This window comes from Nostoc sp. (assembly GCF_036919575.1).
Taxonomy (GTDB): domain Bacteria; phylum Cyanobacteriota; class Cyanobacteriia; order Cyanobacteriales; family Nostocaceae; genus Nostoc.
On the sequence record NZ_JBALBY010000063.1, the window covers coordinates 88120 to 101598 of the forward strand.

At 44.5% G+C, this 13479-nt stretch carries 20 protein-coding genes; 17 read left to right on the top strand and 3 right to left on the bottom strand.

Annotated features, from left to right (window positions below; genetic code table 11):
- The first annotated feature begins 4 nt into the window (after positions 1 to 4).
- Entirely contained in the window at positions 5 to 769 is a 765-nt protein-coding gene (locus V7K27_RS17115) for a DeoR/GlpR family DNA-binding transcription regulator (protein WP_334949223.1), read from the top strand.
- Between the two features lie 462 nt (positions 770 to 1231).
- Here V7K27_RS17115 and V7K27_RS17120 read toward each other — a convergent pair whose 3' ends face one another.
- A complete protein-coding gene (locus tag V7K27_RS17120; RefSeq protein ID WP_292763190.1) occupies positions 1232 to 1771 on the bottom strand; it encodes a DUF3172 domain-containing protein in 540 nt (179 codons plus the stop codon).
- Between the two features lie 720 nt (positions 1772 to 2491).
- Between V7K27_RS17120 and V7K27_RS17125 the strand changes: the two genes are divergently transcribed.
- Complete coding sequence (locus V7K27_RS17125; protein WP_334949225.1) at positions 2492 to 3319, top strand: ABC transporter permease; 828 nt, start codon at positions 2492 to 2494, stop codon at positions 3317 to 3319.
- A 42-nt stretch (positions 3320 to 3361) separates the two neighbouring features.
- Here the strand turns inward: V7K27_RS17125 and V7K27_RS17130 are convergent, their stop codons facing one another.
- Both V7K27_RS17130 and V7K27_RS17135 read right to left on the bottom strand, forming a co-directional pair.
- Entirely contained in the window at positions 3362 to 3892 is a 531-nt protein-coding gene (locus V7K27_RS17130; protein ID WP_334949227.1) for a hypothetical protein, read from the bottom strand.
- Between the two features lie 187 nt (positions 3893 to 4079).
- On the bottom strand, positions 4080 to 4556 hold the full coding sequence (locus V7K27_RS17135; RefSeq protein WP_334949229.1) for an NAD(P)H-quinone oxidoreductase subunit N: 477 nt from the start codon (positions 4554 to 4556) through the stop codon (positions 4080 to 4082).
- A gap of 1007 nt (positions 4557 to 5563) precedes the next feature.
- Between V7K27_RS17135 and rplC the strand changes: the two genes are divergently transcribed.
- The 15 genes from rplC to rplF all read left to right on the top strand — a co-directional run bounded on the left by rplC (position 5564) and on the right by rplF (position 13478).
- Positions 5564 to 6196 carry a 50S ribosomal protein L3 gene (gene rplC, locus V7K27_RS17140; RefSeq protein ID WP_334949231.1) on the top strand — a complete coding sequence of 211 codons (633 nt, stop codon included), beginning with the start codon at positions 5564 to 5566 and terminating at the stop codon, positions 6194 to 6196.
- 103 nt (positions 6197 to 6299) lie between these two features.
- Complete coding sequence (gene rplD / locus V7K27_RS17145) at positions 6300 to 6938, top strand: 50S ribosomal protein L4 (protein WP_300420191.1); 639 nt, start codon at positions 6300 to 6302, stop codon at positions 6936 to 6938.
- Positions 6931 to 7245: a 50S ribosomal protein L23 gene (locus tag V7K27_RS17150; RefSeq protein ID WP_179068331.1), complete on the top strand. Its 315-nt coding sequence runs from the start codon at positions 6931 to 6933 to the stop codon at positions 7243 to 7245. The genes rplD and V7K27_RS17150 overlap by 8 nt, the downstream gene beginning before the upstream one ends.
- A 178-nt stretch (positions 7246 to 7423) precedes the next feature.
- Positions 7424 to 8287 carry a 50S ribosomal protein L2 gene (rplB, locus tag V7K27_RS17155; RefSeq protein WP_334949233.1) on the top strand — a complete coding sequence of 288 codons (864 nt, stop codon included), beginning with the start codon at positions 7424 to 7426 and terminating at the stop codon, positions 8285 to 8287.
- A gap of 143 nt (positions 8288 to 8430) precedes the next feature.
- Positions 8431 to 8709 (top strand): 30S ribosomal protein S19, encoded by a 279-nt coding sequence (rpsS, locus tag V7K27_RS17160; RefSeq protein ID WP_012410721.1) that lies wholly within the window; start codon positions 8431 to 8433, stop codon positions 8707 to 8709.
- 108 nt (positions 8710 to 8817) lie between these two features.
- A complete protein-coding gene (gene rplV / locus V7K27_RS17165) occupies positions 8818 to 9174 on the top strand; it encodes a 50S ribosomal protein L22 (RefSeq protein WP_196518347.1) in 357 nt (118 codons plus the stop codon).
- Between the two features lie 54 nt (positions 9175 to 9228).
- Positions 9229 to 10008 (top strand): 30S ribosomal protein S3, encoded by a 780-nt coding sequence (gene rpsC / locus V7K27_RS17170; RefSeq protein WP_334825531.1) that lies wholly within the window; start codon positions 9229 to 9231, stop codon positions 10006 to 10008.
- A 73-nt stretch (positions 10009 to 10081) separates the two neighbouring features.
- Positions 10082 to 10507 (top strand): 50S ribosomal protein L16, encoded by a 426-nt coding sequence (gene rplP, locus V7K27_RS17175; RefSeq protein WP_012410718.1) that lies wholly within the window; start codon positions 10082 to 10084, stop codon positions 10505 to 10507.
- 3 nt (positions 10508 to 10510) lie between these two features.
- Complete coding sequence (rpmC, locus tag V7K27_RS17180) at positions 10511 to 10738, top strand: 50S ribosomal protein L29 (protein WP_334949235.1); 228 nt, start codon at positions 10511 to 10513, stop codon at positions 10736 to 10738.
- Between the two features lie 6 nt (positions 10739 to 10744).
- The gene (gene rpsQ, locus V7K27_RS17185) at positions 10745 to 10993 is read left to right on the top strand and encodes a 30S ribosomal protein S17 (RefSeq protein ID WP_100901244.1); all 249 of its coding nucleotides are present in this window, start codon (positions 10745 to 10747) and stop codon (positions 10991 to 10993) included.
- A gap of 46 nt (positions 10994 to 11039) precedes the next feature.
- Positions 11040 to 11408 (top strand): 50S ribosomal protein L14, encoded by a 369-nt coding sequence (gene rplN, locus V7K27_RS17190; protein ID WP_069070772.1) that lies wholly within the window; start codon positions 11040 to 11042, stop codon positions 11406 to 11408.
- On the top strand, positions 11408 to 11761 hold the full coding sequence (rplX, locus tag V7K27_RS17195; protein WP_292799317.1) for a 50S ribosomal protein L24: 354 nt from the start codon (positions 11408 to 11410) through the stop codon (positions 11759 to 11761). Before rplN ends, rplX begins: the two co-directional genes overlap by 1 nt.
- Positions 11762 to 11879: 118 nt before the next feature.
- On the top strand, positions 11880 to 12428 hold the full coding sequence (gene rplE / locus V7K27_RS17200) for a 50S ribosomal protein L5 (RefSeq protein WP_334949237.1): 549 nt from the start codon (positions 11880 to 11882) through the stop codon (positions 12426 to 12428).
- Between the two features lie 20 nt (positions 12429 to 12448).
- Positions 12449 to 12850, top strand: coding sequence for a 30S ribosomal protein S8 (gene rpsH, locus V7K27_RS17205; RefSeq protein ID WP_012410712.1), 402 nt, complete (start codon positions 12449 to 12451; stop codon positions 12848 to 12850).
- 79 nt (positions 12851 to 12929) lie between these two features.
- Positions 12930 to 13478, top strand: coding sequence for a 50S ribosomal protein L6 (gene rplF / locus V7K27_RS17210; protein WP_334949239.1), 549 nt, complete (start codon positions 12930 to 12932; stop codon positions 13476 to 13478).
- Position 13479: the final 1 nt, after the last annotated feature.

Consider the following 13479-nt stretch of genomic DNA (forward strand, 5'->3'; position numbering starts at 1 on the left):
AATTATGCTAACTGCTGAACGACGACAATTCATCTTAGAAATTCTGCGTCGTGATAAAAAGGTACTTTCAACAGAACTTAGTGCTGTTCTCAAGGTTTCTGAGGATACGATTCGCCGGGACTTGCGAGAACTCGCAGAAGCTGGACTATTGCAACGCGTTCATGGGGGAGCGCTCCTTAAATCTCCAGCCACCGCCAGTTATGCCGATCGCCAAAAGCAAGCGCCAAAAGAAAAGGAAGCGATCGCTCGGACAGCAGCAAAATTAGTTTGTACAGGACAGGTGGTCATTTTAGATGGAGGTACGACAACTCTGCAAGTAACCCGTCATTTGCCCCTAGATTTGCAAGCAACAGTCATTACAAATAGTCCGCCAATCGCCCTTGCCTTAGCAGAACATCCCCATATAGAGGTTGTGATGTTAGGTGGACAACTCTACAAAAAAGCCTTGGTAAACGTAGGTACTGTCACCATTGAGACATTACGGATGATTCGTGCAGATTTGTGCATGTTGGGGGTTTGCAGTTTGCATCCAGAGATTGGGATTAGTGTACCTAACCTAGACGAAGCCCACGTCAAACGAGCCATGATTGCTGGCTCGGCTGAGGTAGTAGGATTAGTAACAGCAGAAAAATTGGACACGGCTGCTCCTTATCTAGTGGAGTCCATTCGTGCCCTGACTTACCTAGTAACTGCACCTACAGTATCTAATAATATGCTGAGTGCCTACAAAGCTTTAGGTTTAACCATTATACGTGATGAGTACGAATAAGAAGCAGGGGGAGTGAGAATTTTAGATTTTAAATTTTGGATTTTAGATTGAAATTTACAGCAGAAATCATGTATTTGAACCACATCTGTCGTAGGGGCACAGCAATGCTCATGCGTGTCAACTTAAGCTCAAACCCCTTTAAAACCTCGTTTCTAGCCAGAGGCTAGAAATGCAGTTCCTGGTGGCTCTGCCGCAAGTTACGGAGGCGGAGCCTCTCCGACGGGCATTCCCAGTCTCTGACTGGGAACGAGACTATCTCTAAAAGCTGGTTTTAGGCTGGCTTTCACGTTAAGTTGACACCAATGAGCTTTTTCTGTGCCCCTACGCGTGGTCTATTTACCTGAAAATAGCTGTAATCCCAAATCGTCAATCCCTTCGGCTTGGTGCAGTCACTCATGGGGGAAACCCCCAAGACCGCGCTGCTTCACCAAAATCCAAAATTGAATTGCCCAATGCCCAAATCTAAAATCTGTCCGTTTCTTGAGGTGTTCCAACTGCTCCTGGTTGAGCCGTAAAGAAGTTTTGAGCCGCTTCATTCTGATATATGCACCTAATATCAGGTTTGTCACTGTCCAAGTTACCTGTGAAGCCAAAGGTGTTCAGGCGATTTTTGCACTCATTTACCTGATCAGATGTCACCAACTTACGTTGCTCTAAAAGCGCCCAGTTATTTTGTCGGATCACACATCCAGGACGCATACTAGGCTGGGCAACATAGACATTGAAGGGGTTGAGAGTGACGAACAGTCTAGCGTCCATCACCATCGCGCTGGCTCCATACTGCACACAAATTTCCGGGTTTGGTGCTTTGGTGTCAATAAATTCACGCGAAGCCACATTTGATGGAGCCAAAGTGGTTGTAGAACTAAAAGCAATGCCAATCCCAATTCCCAAAATCAACACCCCTCCCATAATTGCGATGGTGAAGAGGTTAAACATCGGGGATTGGAAAATAGAGGGTTTAGAAGTAGTTGCCGATTTACCAGGGGGTTTACGTCTCATTGTTGCTTAATCACCTTCACGCCGATTTGGGAGGGAGTAGTCTAAAGTTGTCTCCCTCTTTCAGTATGCCTATTCTTGACTGTAATTGCCTGTGACTTTATGGGCGATATTCTTGTTAAATAAGAAAAATAGGAATCTAGATATCTGAACAGAATTTTAACATACTACACTGTGGGGAAAGTTTGCCTACATTTAACTAGTTGCTCTAAGCAACTTGTGTGGCTAATTGAAATGATAGCTGAATTTATGCCAAGCCCTACTAGTCCCTTATTGTTTCTATCTGGAATATATTGGTGAATATTTTTTATTTATTTGCTCATTAACCAATTGCTATTACTTATGACCTTTCTGGTACTTGACTTCTTAGTTAGTTATCGATTGTATTTATCGATTATACCATATTTTTGATTGTTATCAGATATTCTGAATTGAACTTTCACAATTAATCCACTCAGAATGGGGAGCATCTCAGTGAAAGCAAATATACCAGATCAGAAACAAGATTCTTGCTCCCTCTCCTTGGTAAGGAGAGGGTTGGGGTGAGGTTTTATAAGACTTTTTACACTCATTGAGATGCTCCCCTCATAATGCTTAGATTATCTACCTTTTGTTGTTAATTTTGAACTTTTAGGTTCAGAGATTTTTGTTACCCCTAGTAATTCATGTGTAAAACAATGTAAATTAAAAATTAATGAAATTTTGATAAGTAATTGAAAGCACGTGACATCTCAAAGAGCGCTACTTTCGGGCAAGAGGTTCAAAACTTCGCAACTTCAAATCCTCCTAGCTGATAGCCTGACTATTTTTTGGGCAGATTGGTTAGATTTACGTGTGAGACTTGTACAAGTTGCTGCATCAGGCTTAATATCTCCATTGATATATATTTTAGCTTTTGGCTTAGGTTTGGGTAGTTCCATCAAACCAGGCTCAGGAATTAGTGGTAACTATAACAACTATTTAGAATTCATATTACCGGGGATGGTGGCGCTATCGTCGATGACGATTAGCTTTGGTGGAACGACATTTTCAATTTGTGGAGACAGATTATTTACCAAAACCTTCGAGGAATTGTTGTTAACTCCCATACACCCCTTAGCGTTGCACATCGGTAAAATACTGGCGGGAGTCGTGCGGGGGTTGATGACATCCGGTTCTGTGATTTTGGTAGCGCTGCTGTTGACTGGAAACTGGAATTTTCTCAACCCACTATTTCTACTGGTGGTGGTGCTGAATTGTTCGGTATTTGCTGGGTTAGGGGTGATTGTAGGGTTGAGTGTGCGATCGCTCGAATCAGTCGGACTATACAACAATTTTATAATTATCCCCATGTCATTCTTAGGAGCGACCTTCTTTGACCCTGGTACATTACCAGTTGCTCTCAAAGTCGTAGTTTACCTATTACCGTTGACCTACGCCAGCATTGGATTACGTGCAGCTGCCCATTTACCCTTGTCCCAGTTTCCTTGGTATAGCATACCGATTTTGCTGGTGAGTGCGATCGCTCTTTCTCTGTGGGGTGGTTATAAATTTGCTCACCAAGAAGATTAAAGTAATTCGTAATTCGTAATTCGTAATTAGTTAAAGCCTTGATTACAACCTGTGCTTTAACTGTTGAATTTTATGTAAAACTTTTTCCCGATGCTGGGTCAGCTTGAACCATCGGGGTAGGCGACTGGCAAGACTGCCATTGTGCCAGCCTAATGTAGCATCTGGCAAGCGTTCTCGCAACCTTGATTGAACATAGCTTTCTAGGAAGTTCAAATGTGCTTCATTATACGCCCAAAGCACTTGACCGCAACAAGAGGTTTGTAACCACAGAGGCAAGCCAAAAAAATGATCTAATATTCCATAGTTGGAATTTCTTTGAGCTATGTAATTGTTTTGCCACAATAGCAGTGCAGGTTTTTCTTTGGCAGCATTTGACTGTTGTTTTGTATAGCTACAGTGCTGACAGGTAATTCTTTTGATTGAACCCAGACTTAATTGCTTAGAGTTTACAGTCAATATTTTAGCAGTGCGTAGGCGCAGCCCGCCGTAGGCATCGCATTGGGGACAACGAACTAAAATTTCTTCCTCAAAATCAGAAAGCCGTTTGCCATAGTCTCTAAACCTTATAACCATTTTAGACATCCAGTTAGACATGACATCAAGCAAATTCGTCTAGATGCAGCAGTTGCTAAGGAGGCATCACGGCGGTTATTTGCATCTTGTGGTTTTCGACTCAGCATTATTGAAATGCTGATTGAATTGAGTCATTAGTCATTAGTTATGAGCAAATGACTAATGACAAATGACTAATGACAAAGGACTAACTAGCTAACAGAGTTTTTTCTAGAGAAGTCCAACGGAAAGCGCGATCGCCACCTCTCTCAATAATTACTCTGACTCGTGGTTCTAGCTGAGGCAAATTCGCTAAATACTCAAGTTCCTCATTGGAAAGAATATGCCCTTCAATAATCCACAAGACCAGCCCCTTTGACTTTGGTGGTAGCTGTTCTAAATGAGAACCGATAATTGGTGGCACATAGTATACATAACCTACTGCCGCACCACTACCAGTACTTTTTTTACCAAGATGAGGAGGTCTGATTCCATGAACTCTTGTGAGATATGCAGCTACGTCGCCTAGTCCTTTAGCGGTAATGTGGAGGGTGGTATAGCCAGCAGCGCGTAGTCGGCGCTGATATCGACCTTCATAACCCCCTTCCAGAGGTACATACACCCCAAGAGCGCCAAATTTTTCCAGATCGCGAATTAAACCGTTGCCAGTGGTAATTAGTGCCATAGATTTTCGTCTTATCCCACTTAGATATCTCTATTATTTACCCTGAACCGATAGATTAAAGCATTTTTTTGGGCATTGGGCACTTGTACTGAGCGTTGTCGAAGTATTGGGCATGGGGCATTGGTTATTCTCTTTGTCTCCCCCATCTCCCTCATCCCCCTCATCCCCCACTCCCCACTCCCCACTCCCCACTCCCTACTTTCTAAAAATAACTCTATAAATTACTGGACAAATATAAATAAATAATTTATATTATTAGATTGTGACCAATCGCGCAAATTAGGCAGCCTTCTTACTGTCATTCTGAGGTAGTGTTAGCATGAAAAGCTGATGACTTAATCTAAATAGAATAATCTAACTCAGATTGATCATAGACTGGTAAACTAAGAAAGCTTTCAGGTCAAAATTGGAGCTTATGGACGAACAACCAAAGCTAATCCTAAGCTCCAGAGTACATTTACTCCTGTGCCTCTGAAAAAGCAGGCAAAATCTTAAACAATAGTTTAAGGTGTTTAAGGAAGTAAAAACTGAGCAGCAATGTTGGTTTATGGCATTACGTTAGTCTCAGTTAACGGATACTGGGCGGTAAAAACCGCTTAAGTCCAACTGCAACAAGGCAGTAGCCAACCTCCGGGAATCCGTCTTATGGGCGTGTATAAATCGGAAAACCCGCCGACAGAGCTGCCTCCAGAAAGTGCCAGAGCAATTGCTTGGACGAAAGCATTGCTGCACACAGCCTAAAGCTGTAGCGCCTTGCATTGATTCCAGAAGTTACTCTTCCCAATGGGAGGATACTTGTGGCTGTTCTGGTGATCTAGTGAGTGAAGCTAAACAGATTCACCAAGCAGTACGGACACGGTTTGTTGTGTCCCAAAGCATTTGGAGCGGTTTATTTAAGTAAGCCATTCCAAATTTCGCAGGCTAATCCAGCCTAAACTGATGCGTACAAAGCGTGTCCTCTAGAGTCCAATTCCAAGGTCAGCAAGTAGAAAGGAGAACCAGTTACTGTGTCTGTAGGTATTCTCGGCACCAAGCTGGGCATGACCCAAATATTTGACGAAGCAGGAGTAGCCATTCCTGTCACTGTCATTCAAGCAGGTCCATGCACCGTTACACAAGTTAAAACGAAACAAACCGACGGTTACTTTGCCATTCAAGTTGGTTATGGCGAAGTTAAACCAAAGGCACTGAACAGACCACTATTGGGTCATTTGGCTAAATCATCTGCCCCAGCATTGCGTCACCTAAATGAATATCACACTGATAACTCTAGTGATTATGCTTTAGGTCAACAGATTAAAGCAGATATTTTTAGTGCAGGTCAAATTGTCGATGTAGTCGGCACAAGCATCGGTCGCGGCTTTGCGGGAAACCAGAAGCGCAACAACTTTGCTCGTGGTCCCATGTCACACGGTTCCAAAAACCACAGAGCGCCCGGTTCTATTGGTGCTGGGACAACACCAGGTCGTGTCTATCCAGGTAAGCGGATGGCAGGGCGTTTAGGTGGGAAACGCATCACAATCCGCAAGCTGACCATAGTGCGAGTTGACCCAGAGCGCAACTTATTACTAATTAAGGGAGCCATTCCTGGGAAACCGGGCGCTCTAGTAAGTGTTGTGCCTGCAAAAATAGTGGGATAGTCAAAAGTCATTAGTCAAAAGTCATTAGTCAGTAGTCATTGGCTAAGGACAAATGGCAAAAGACAAATGACAAATGACCAATGACAAAGGACAAATAACAAAGATGGTTGAAAGCGTAGTTAAAAATTGGCAAGGAGAACAGGTCGGCGAGACGACCTTCGAGTTGCGCGTTGCCAAGGAAGAAACAGCGTCTCATATTGTGCATCGCGCCTTAGTACGGCAATTGACCAATGCTCGTCAAGGAAACGCCAGTACAAAAACTCGCGCTGAAGTCAGAGGTGGTGGCCGTAAACCTTGGCGACAAAAAGGTACTGGTCGCGCTCGTGCCGGGTCGATTCGTTCACCACTATGGCGTGGTGGTGGTGTGATCTTTGGGCCAAAGCCTAGAGACTTCAACCTTAAGTTGAACCGCAAAGAGCGACGTTTAGCACTGCGGACAGCATTTGTCGGTCGCATTGACGATTTGATTGTGGTAGAAGAATTTAGCACCGAGCTATCTCGCCCGAAAACTAAAGAATTAGTGGCAGCGCTTGCCCGTTGGGGAGTAGTACCAGAAAGCAAGTCACTGTTAATTTTGTCTGAGATTGCGGATACAGATAACGTTTATTTGTCAGCCCGCAACATTGAAAATTTAAAACTAATTGCAGCCGACCAGCTAAATGTTTTTGATTTACTGCACGCTGACAAAATTGTAGTTACGGCATCAGCCCTAGAAAAAATTCAGGAGGTCTACAGTGCCTAGCTTTGACCCCCGCGACCTTGCCGACTTAGTACGTCGCCCAATTGTCACCGAGAAAGCGACCATCTTGATGGAGCAGAACAAGTACACCTTTGAAGTAATTCCAAAGGCATCTAAGCCAGAAATCAAGGCTGCGATCGAAGACTTGTTTCAGGTCAAGGTTGTAAAAGTCAATACCATCCTACCACCACGTAAAAAACGGCGCGTTGGTAAATTTATTGGTTATAAGCCCCAATATAAGCGAGCCATTATTACCGTCGCACCTGGGGATGAAGACAAGATTAGACAAGTTCTATTCCCAGAAGTCTAGGAATTTTAGATTTTAGACTTCGACTACGCTCAGTCGAACGATTTTAGGTTTGAGATTGAGGAGTTTACTGAATAAGTACCAAAAATGGTCGCAATTAGTTAAACACTCATTAAATCCAAAATCCAAAATCCAAAATTAAGTAAATCCAAAATCCAAAATCCAAAATCCAAAATAGATTATGGGTACTCGTTCTTATCGCCCTTATACCCCCAGCACTCGCCAAGTTACAATCTCTGACTTTGCGGAAATTACCAAAACCGAGCCAGAAAAATCTCTAACAACCTCGAAGCATCGCGCCAAAGGTCGGAATAATCACGGGCGGATTACTAGTCGTCGTCGGGGTGGCGGACATAAACAGCTTTACCGGATCATCGATTTTAAAAGGGATAAACATAATATTCCTGCCAAAGTCGCAGCGATTGAATACGATCCTAACCGCAATGCCCGAATTGCCCTTTTGTATTACCAAGACGGCGAAAAAAGGTACATCCTCCACCCCAACGGGTTGAAAGTTGGAACAATAATTATTGCTGGACCTGAGGCTCCCTTTGAAGATGGTAATGCCTTACCGCTCTGGAAGATTCCCTTAGGTACTAGTGTTCACAACGTAGAATTGACTCCTGGTAAAGGTGGTCAAATCGTCCGTGCTGCTGGTGCTAGCGCCCAAGTGGTGGCAAAAGAAGGTAATTATGTAACTCTCAAGTTGCCTTCAGGAGAAGTCCGCTTGATTCGACGCGAGTCCTACGCCACCATTGGGCAAGTAGGCAACACCGATGCGAGAAACCTGAGTGCAGGTAAAGCCGGACGAAATCGCTGGAAAGGTCGCCGTCCTAAGGTTAGAGGCAGCGTCATGAACCCAGTGGATCACCCACATGGTGGTGGTGAAGGTAGGGCACCTATCGGTAGATCAGGGCCTGTAACACCTTGGGGTAAACCCACATTGGGTGCGAAGACACGCAATCGCAAGAAACTCAGCAGCAAATTGATTATACGTCGTCGCCGTAAGTCTTCTAAGCGCGGTCGCGGTGGTCGTGAATCATAGAATTTTAGATTTTAGATTTTGGATTTTAGATTGGGGTCTACTTGTGAACATTAAAAATTTGTGAAACTTGATTCAGACACCTAATTATCCAAAATCGGAAATTCTAAATCCTAATTCCTAAATCCTAAATCCAAAATTGAACTATGGGTCGTTCTCTAAAAAAAGGTCCTTTCGTTGCGGATCATCTCCTAAAGAAAATTGAAAAGCTCAACGACAACAACAGAAAAGAAGTTATTAAAACTTGGTCACGAGCTTCGACAATTTTGCCCCTAATGGTAGGTCATACCATAGCTGTTCACAACGGACGCCAACACGTTCCAGTTTTTGTAAATGAACAGATGGTGGGACACAAGTTGGGTGAATTTGCCCCAACACGCACCTACAGGGGTCATGGAAAAAGCGACAAAAAAGCAGGTAGGTAGTCATTGGTCATTGGTCATTAGTCATTAGTCATTTGTCATTAGCTTTCGACAAAGGACAAAGGACAAAGGACAAATGACAGATGAAAAATGAAAAAATTGGAGAAAATTATGGCTAATGATACTACTGAAGTAAAAGCGATCGCTCGTTTTATCCGCATCTCGGCCTACAAAGTGCGTCGGGTACTCGATCAAATCCGGGGGCGATCGTACCGAGAAGCGCTAATTATTCTGGAATTCATGCCCTATCGCGCCACTGAACCCATATTAAAGGTTCTCAGAAGCGCTGCTGCTAATGCCGAACACAACGCTGGGTTAGATCGGACTCAACTAGTGATTACTCAGGCATATGCTGATCAAGGACCGCCGTTGAAGCGGTTCCAGCCAAGGGCGCAAGGTCGAGCTTACCAAATTCGCAAGCCGACGTGTCATATTACTGTGGCTGTTGCAGCCGCCCCAGAAAAATAAGCTTTTTTTACACGAATAAATTGCGTAAAGTAAGAAATTTTAGAGGAAGTATTCGTGGGACAGAAGATTCATCCAGTTGGTTTTCGCCTGGGTATTACACATGAACATCAATCCCGTTGGTTTGCTGTTCCTCATCGCTATCCAGAACTTTTACAAGAAGACTACAAACTGCGTCAATACATAGAACAAAAGCTGGGTAGACTCGCTCAAAACAACGCCGGAATTTCCGAGGTGCGGATTGAGCGCAAAGCTGACCAAATCGACTTAGAAGTACGCACAGCTAGACCAGGTGTAGTAGTAGGTCGTGGTGGGCAAGGCATTGAATCCTTGCGTACCGGACTCCAAGGACTGTTGGGTAGTAATCGCCAAATTCGCATTAACGTAGTTGAAGTCCAGCGAGTTGATGCTGATGCCTATCTGATTGCCGAATACATTGCTCAACAATTGGAACGCCGGGTTTCTTTTCGGCGGGTAGTGCGGCAATCGATTCAGCGTGCCCAACGTGCTGGCGTCCAAGGCATTAAAATCCAAGTCAGCGGTCGGCTCAACGGTGCGGAAATTGCCCGGACAGAGTGGACTCGTGAAGGTAGAGTGCCTTTACATACCTTACGGGCTGACATTGACTACTCTTATTGCACGGCAAAAACTGTTTACGGCATTCTGGGTATCAAAGTATGGGTGTTTAAGGGAGAAATTATTCCTGGACAGGAAGAAACCCCCCTACCACCCGCAACCCGTGATCCCCGCGATCGCGGCGATCGCGATCGTGAACCCCGTCGTCGTCAACAACAACGTCGTCGCCAGCAATTTGAAGACCGCTCAAATGAAGGATAAATCGTCATTAGTCATTAGTCGTTAGTAAATGGCAGATGACAAATGACAAATGACAAACGACAAGTGACAAACCATGTTAAGCCCTAGAAGAACTAAATTCCGCAAACAACAGCGCGGACGGATGGAGGGACTAGCCACCCGTGGCAGCACCCTCAACTTCGGTGATTTTGCACTCCAAGCTCAAGAACCTGCTTGGATTACCTCGCGTCAAATCGAGGCTTCCCGTCGGGCAATGACCCGTTATATTCGTCGGGGTGGACAAATCTGGATTCGGATTTTCCCTGATAAACCTGTAACCATGCGTCCTGCTGAAACCCGGATGGGTTCCGGTAAAGGTAATCCAGAGTTTTGGGTAGCGGTAGTCAAACCAGGGCGAATTTTGTTTGAAATCGGTGGGGTTTCTGAAGAAATCGCCCGTGAAGCTATGCGCTTGGCTTCATTTAAACTGCCTATAAAAACCAAGTTTATTGTGCGCTCTCAACCACAGGAGCAGGAGTAGCTGATGCCTCTTCCCAAGATTTCAGAAGCTAGAGAATTAAGTGACGAGAAACTCTCTGATGAAATTGTCGCAATCAAAAGACAACTATTTCAGTTGCGCTTGCAAAAAGCTACAAGACAACTAGAAAAGCCCCACCAGTTCCGACAGATCCGACACCGCCTAGCCCAATTGCTGACGGTAGAAACAGAACGCAAACGGGCAGCAAGTCAATCGGCTCAAGAAGAAAAGTAGGAGATTATGGCAGTCAAAGAACGAGTTGGCTTGGTAGTGAGCGATAAAATGCAAAAAACTGTGGTAGTCGCCATAGAAAACCGCGCTCCTCACCCCAAGTACGGCAAGATTGTAGTCAACACCCAACGATATAAAGTTCACGACGAAGAAAATAAGTGTAAAGTAGGCGATCGCGTTCGCATTCAGGAAACTAGACCCCTGAGTAAAACCAAGCGCTGGAAAATCACAGAAGTCCTCAACGTCAAACCAACTTAAACCTCATCGTTGTTAATTTCTAACAACATTACAAGGGAGAATAATTGTGATTCAACCCCAGACTTACCTGAATGTCGCAGATAATAGCGGCGCCCGCAAACTAATGTGCATCCGCATCTTAGGTGGAGGCAACCGTCGTTATGGTTTTATCGGCGATAAAATTATTGCAGTTGTCAAAGATGCTACACCCAACATGGCTGTAAAAAAGTCTGATGTTGTGGAAGCAGTAATTGTCCGAACTCGGAAAGCTGTAAGTCGTGATAGCGGCATGAGCATTCGCTTTGATGATAACGCCGCTGTGATCATCAACAAAGACGGTAATCCCAGAGGTACACGGGTTTTTGGCCCAGTTGCACGGGAACTGCGCGATAAAAACTTTACCAAAATTGTTTCTCTGGCTCCGGAGGTGCTTTAATGGCAACCAAACAGGGTACGCCCAAAGTATTCCACAAAATGCACGTCAAAACTGGCGACACCGTACAAGTGATTGCTGGCAAAGACAAAGGAAAAGTTGGCGAAATTACTCAGGCACTTCCCCAACTGAGTAAAGTTATTGTCAAAGGTGTCAACATTAAAACCAAGCACGTCAAACCCCAGCAAGAAGGTGAATCAGGGCGGATTGTCACCCAAGAATTCCCGATTCATAGCTCCAACGTCATGCTTTATTCCACCAAGCAAAACGTTGCCAGTCGTGTTTGTTATACCTTTACCTCAGAAGGCAAAAAAGTCAGAAAACTCAAGAAAACTGGCGAAATTCTAGATAAATAGTCATTAGTCATTAGTCATTGGTCATTAGTCATTAGTAAAAAGACAAAGGACAAAGGACAAAGGACAAAGGACAATAAAAGTTCCCTGACCAAGCCCAGGGATATCAGGACAAAAAACTATGCCGACAACAAGACTCAAAAGCTTATATCAAGAGACAATCGTCCCCAAACTGGTCAATCAGTTTCAATATACCAACGTTCATCAAGTACCGAAGTTGGTAAAGGTTACTATTAACCGAGGTTTGGGTGAAGCGGCTCAAAATGCGAAGTCACTAGAGGCATCCATTAACGAAATTGCCTTGGTAACTGGTCAAAAACCAGTAGTGACACGGGCGAAAAAGGCGATCGCAGGCTTTAAGATTCGTCAAGGGATGCCTGTGGGGATCATGGTTACTCTCAGAGCCGAACGGATGTATGCCTTTTTCGACCGACTAGTTAGCTTGTCACTACCCAGAATTCGAGATTTTCGCGGCGTTAGCCCTAAAAGCTTTGACGGACGCGGGAATTATACTTTGGGTGTGAGAGAACAGCTAATTTTTCCAGAAGTCGAGTACGACAGCGTTGATCAAGTGCGTGGGATGGATATTTCCATCATCACCACAGCAAAAAACGACGAAGAGGGTCGCGCCTTACTTAAAGAATTAGGAATGCCCTTTCGCGATCAATAAGTTCATCAATAGAGGGAACGATGGCGGCTAACGACACAATTGCAGATATGCTGACGCGCATCCGCAATGCCAACCTGGCGCGGCATCAAACTACACAAGTGCCAGCTACAAAAATGACCCGGAGTATTGCCAAAGTACTACGGGAGGAAGGCTTTATTGCTGAAATAGAAGAAGCAGAAGAAGGGGTAAAACACAATCTGGTGATTTCCCTGAAATACAAGGGTAAAAACCGTCAGCCACTAATCACCGCCTTAAAGCGAGTGAGTAAGCCTGGCTTGCGTGTTTACTCCAATCGAAAAGAATTACCAAGGGTACTAGGTGGCATTGGCATTGCCATTATTTCTACATCCAGTGGCATTATGACTGACCGCGAAGCGCGGCGTCAGAACTTGGGTGGGGAAGTGCTTTGTTACGTTTGGTAGTCATTGGTCATTAGTCATTTGTCATTAGTGAAAGACAAAGGACAAAGGACAAAGGACAAATAACAAAGGACAAAAAGTCATGTCTCGTATTGGTAAACGTCCAATTACCATTCCCGCCAAAGTCCAAGTGGCGATCGATGGTGCGAATGTTGTGGTGAAAGGTCCCAAAGGAGAACTTTCTCGCACTCTCACAGCTAATGTCTCAGTTTCCCAAGAGGGAGAAATATTACACATAACCCGTCGGGATGAAACTCGTACTTCAAAGCAACTACACGGCTTAAGCCGCACTTTAGTTGCCAACATGGTCGAGGGAGTTTCCCAAGGTTTTCAGCGCCGTTTGGAAATTCAAGGTGTTGGTTACAGGGCACAACTTCAAGGGCGTAACCTAGTTTTAAATATGGGTTACAGCCATCAAGTGCAAATTGAACCTCCAGATGGAATTCAGTTTGCCGTAGAAGGTACTACTAACGTCATTGTCAGCGGCTATGACAAAGAAATCGTAGGTAATACAGCCGCAAAAATTCGTGCCGTTCGTCCACCAGAACCTTACAAAGGTAAAGGCATTCGCTATGCCGGTGAAGTGGTCAGACGGAAAGCTGGTAAGACTGGTAAGGGTGGTAAGAAGTAAA

What these genes read in the sequence shown, in the direction of transcription:
- V7K27_RS17115 (WP_334949223.1), top strand. Translation starts at nt 5, where the DNA reads ATGCTAACTGCTGAACGACGACAATTCATCTTAGAAATTCTGCGTCGT.
- V7K27_RS17120 (WP_292763190.1), bottom strand. Translation starts at nt 1,771, where the DNA reads ATGAGACGTAAACCCCCTGGTAAATCGGCAACTACTTCTAAACCCTCT.
- V7K27_RS17130 (WP_334949227.1), bottom strand. Translation starts at nt 3,892, where the DNA reads ATGGTTATAAGGTTTAGAGACTATGGCAAACGGCTTTCTGATTTTGAG.
- V7K27_RS17135 (WP_334949229.1), bottom strand. Translation starts at nt 4,556, where the DNA reads ATGGCACTAATTACCACTGGCAACGGTTTAATTCGCGATCTGGAAAAA.
- rplD (WP_300420191.1), top strand. Translation starts at nt 6,300, where the DNA reads ATGGTTGAAAGCGTAGTTAAAAATTGGCAAGGAGAACAGGTCGGCGAG.
- rplB (WP_334949233.1), top strand. Translation starts at nt 7,424, where the DNA reads ATGGGTACTCGTTCTTATCGCCCTTATACCCCCAGCACTCGCCAAGTT.
- rpsS (WP_012410721.1), top strand. Translation starts at nt 8,431, where the DNA reads ATGGGTCGTTCTCTAAAAAAAGGTCCTTTCGTTGCGGATCATCTCCTA.
- rplV (WP_196518347.1), top strand. Translation starts at nt 8,818, where the DNA reads ATGGCTAATGATACTACTGAAGTAAAAGCGATCGCTCGTTTTATCCGC.
- rplP (WP_012410718.1), top strand. Translation starts at nt 10,082, where the DNA reads ATGTTAAGCCCTAGAAGAACTAAATTCCGCAAACAACAGCGCGGACGG.
- rpmC (WP_334949235.1), top strand. Translation starts at nt 10,511, where the DNA reads ATGCCTCTTCCCAAGATTTCAGAAGCTAGAGAATTAAGTGACGAGAAA.
- rpsQ (WP_100901244.1), top strand. Translation starts at nt 10,745, where the DNA reads ATGGCAGTCAAAGAACGAGTTGGCTTGGTAGTGAGCGATAAAATGCAA.
- rplX (WP_292799317.1), top strand. Translation starts at nt 11,408, where the DNA reads ATGGCAACCAAACAGGGTACGCCCAAAGTATTCCACAAAATGCACGTC.
- rplE (WP_334949237.1), top strand. Translation starts at nt 11,880, where the DNA reads ATGCCGACAACAAGACTCAAAAGCTTATATCAAGAGACAATCGTCCCC.
- rpsH (WP_012410712.1), top strand. Translation starts at nt 12,449, where the DNA reads ATGGCGGCTAACGACACAATTGCAGATATGCTGACGCGCATCCGCAAT.
- rplF (WP_334949239.1), top strand. Translation starts at nt 12,930, where the DNA reads ATGTCTCGTATTGGTAAACGTCCAATTACCATTCCCGCCAAAGTCCAA.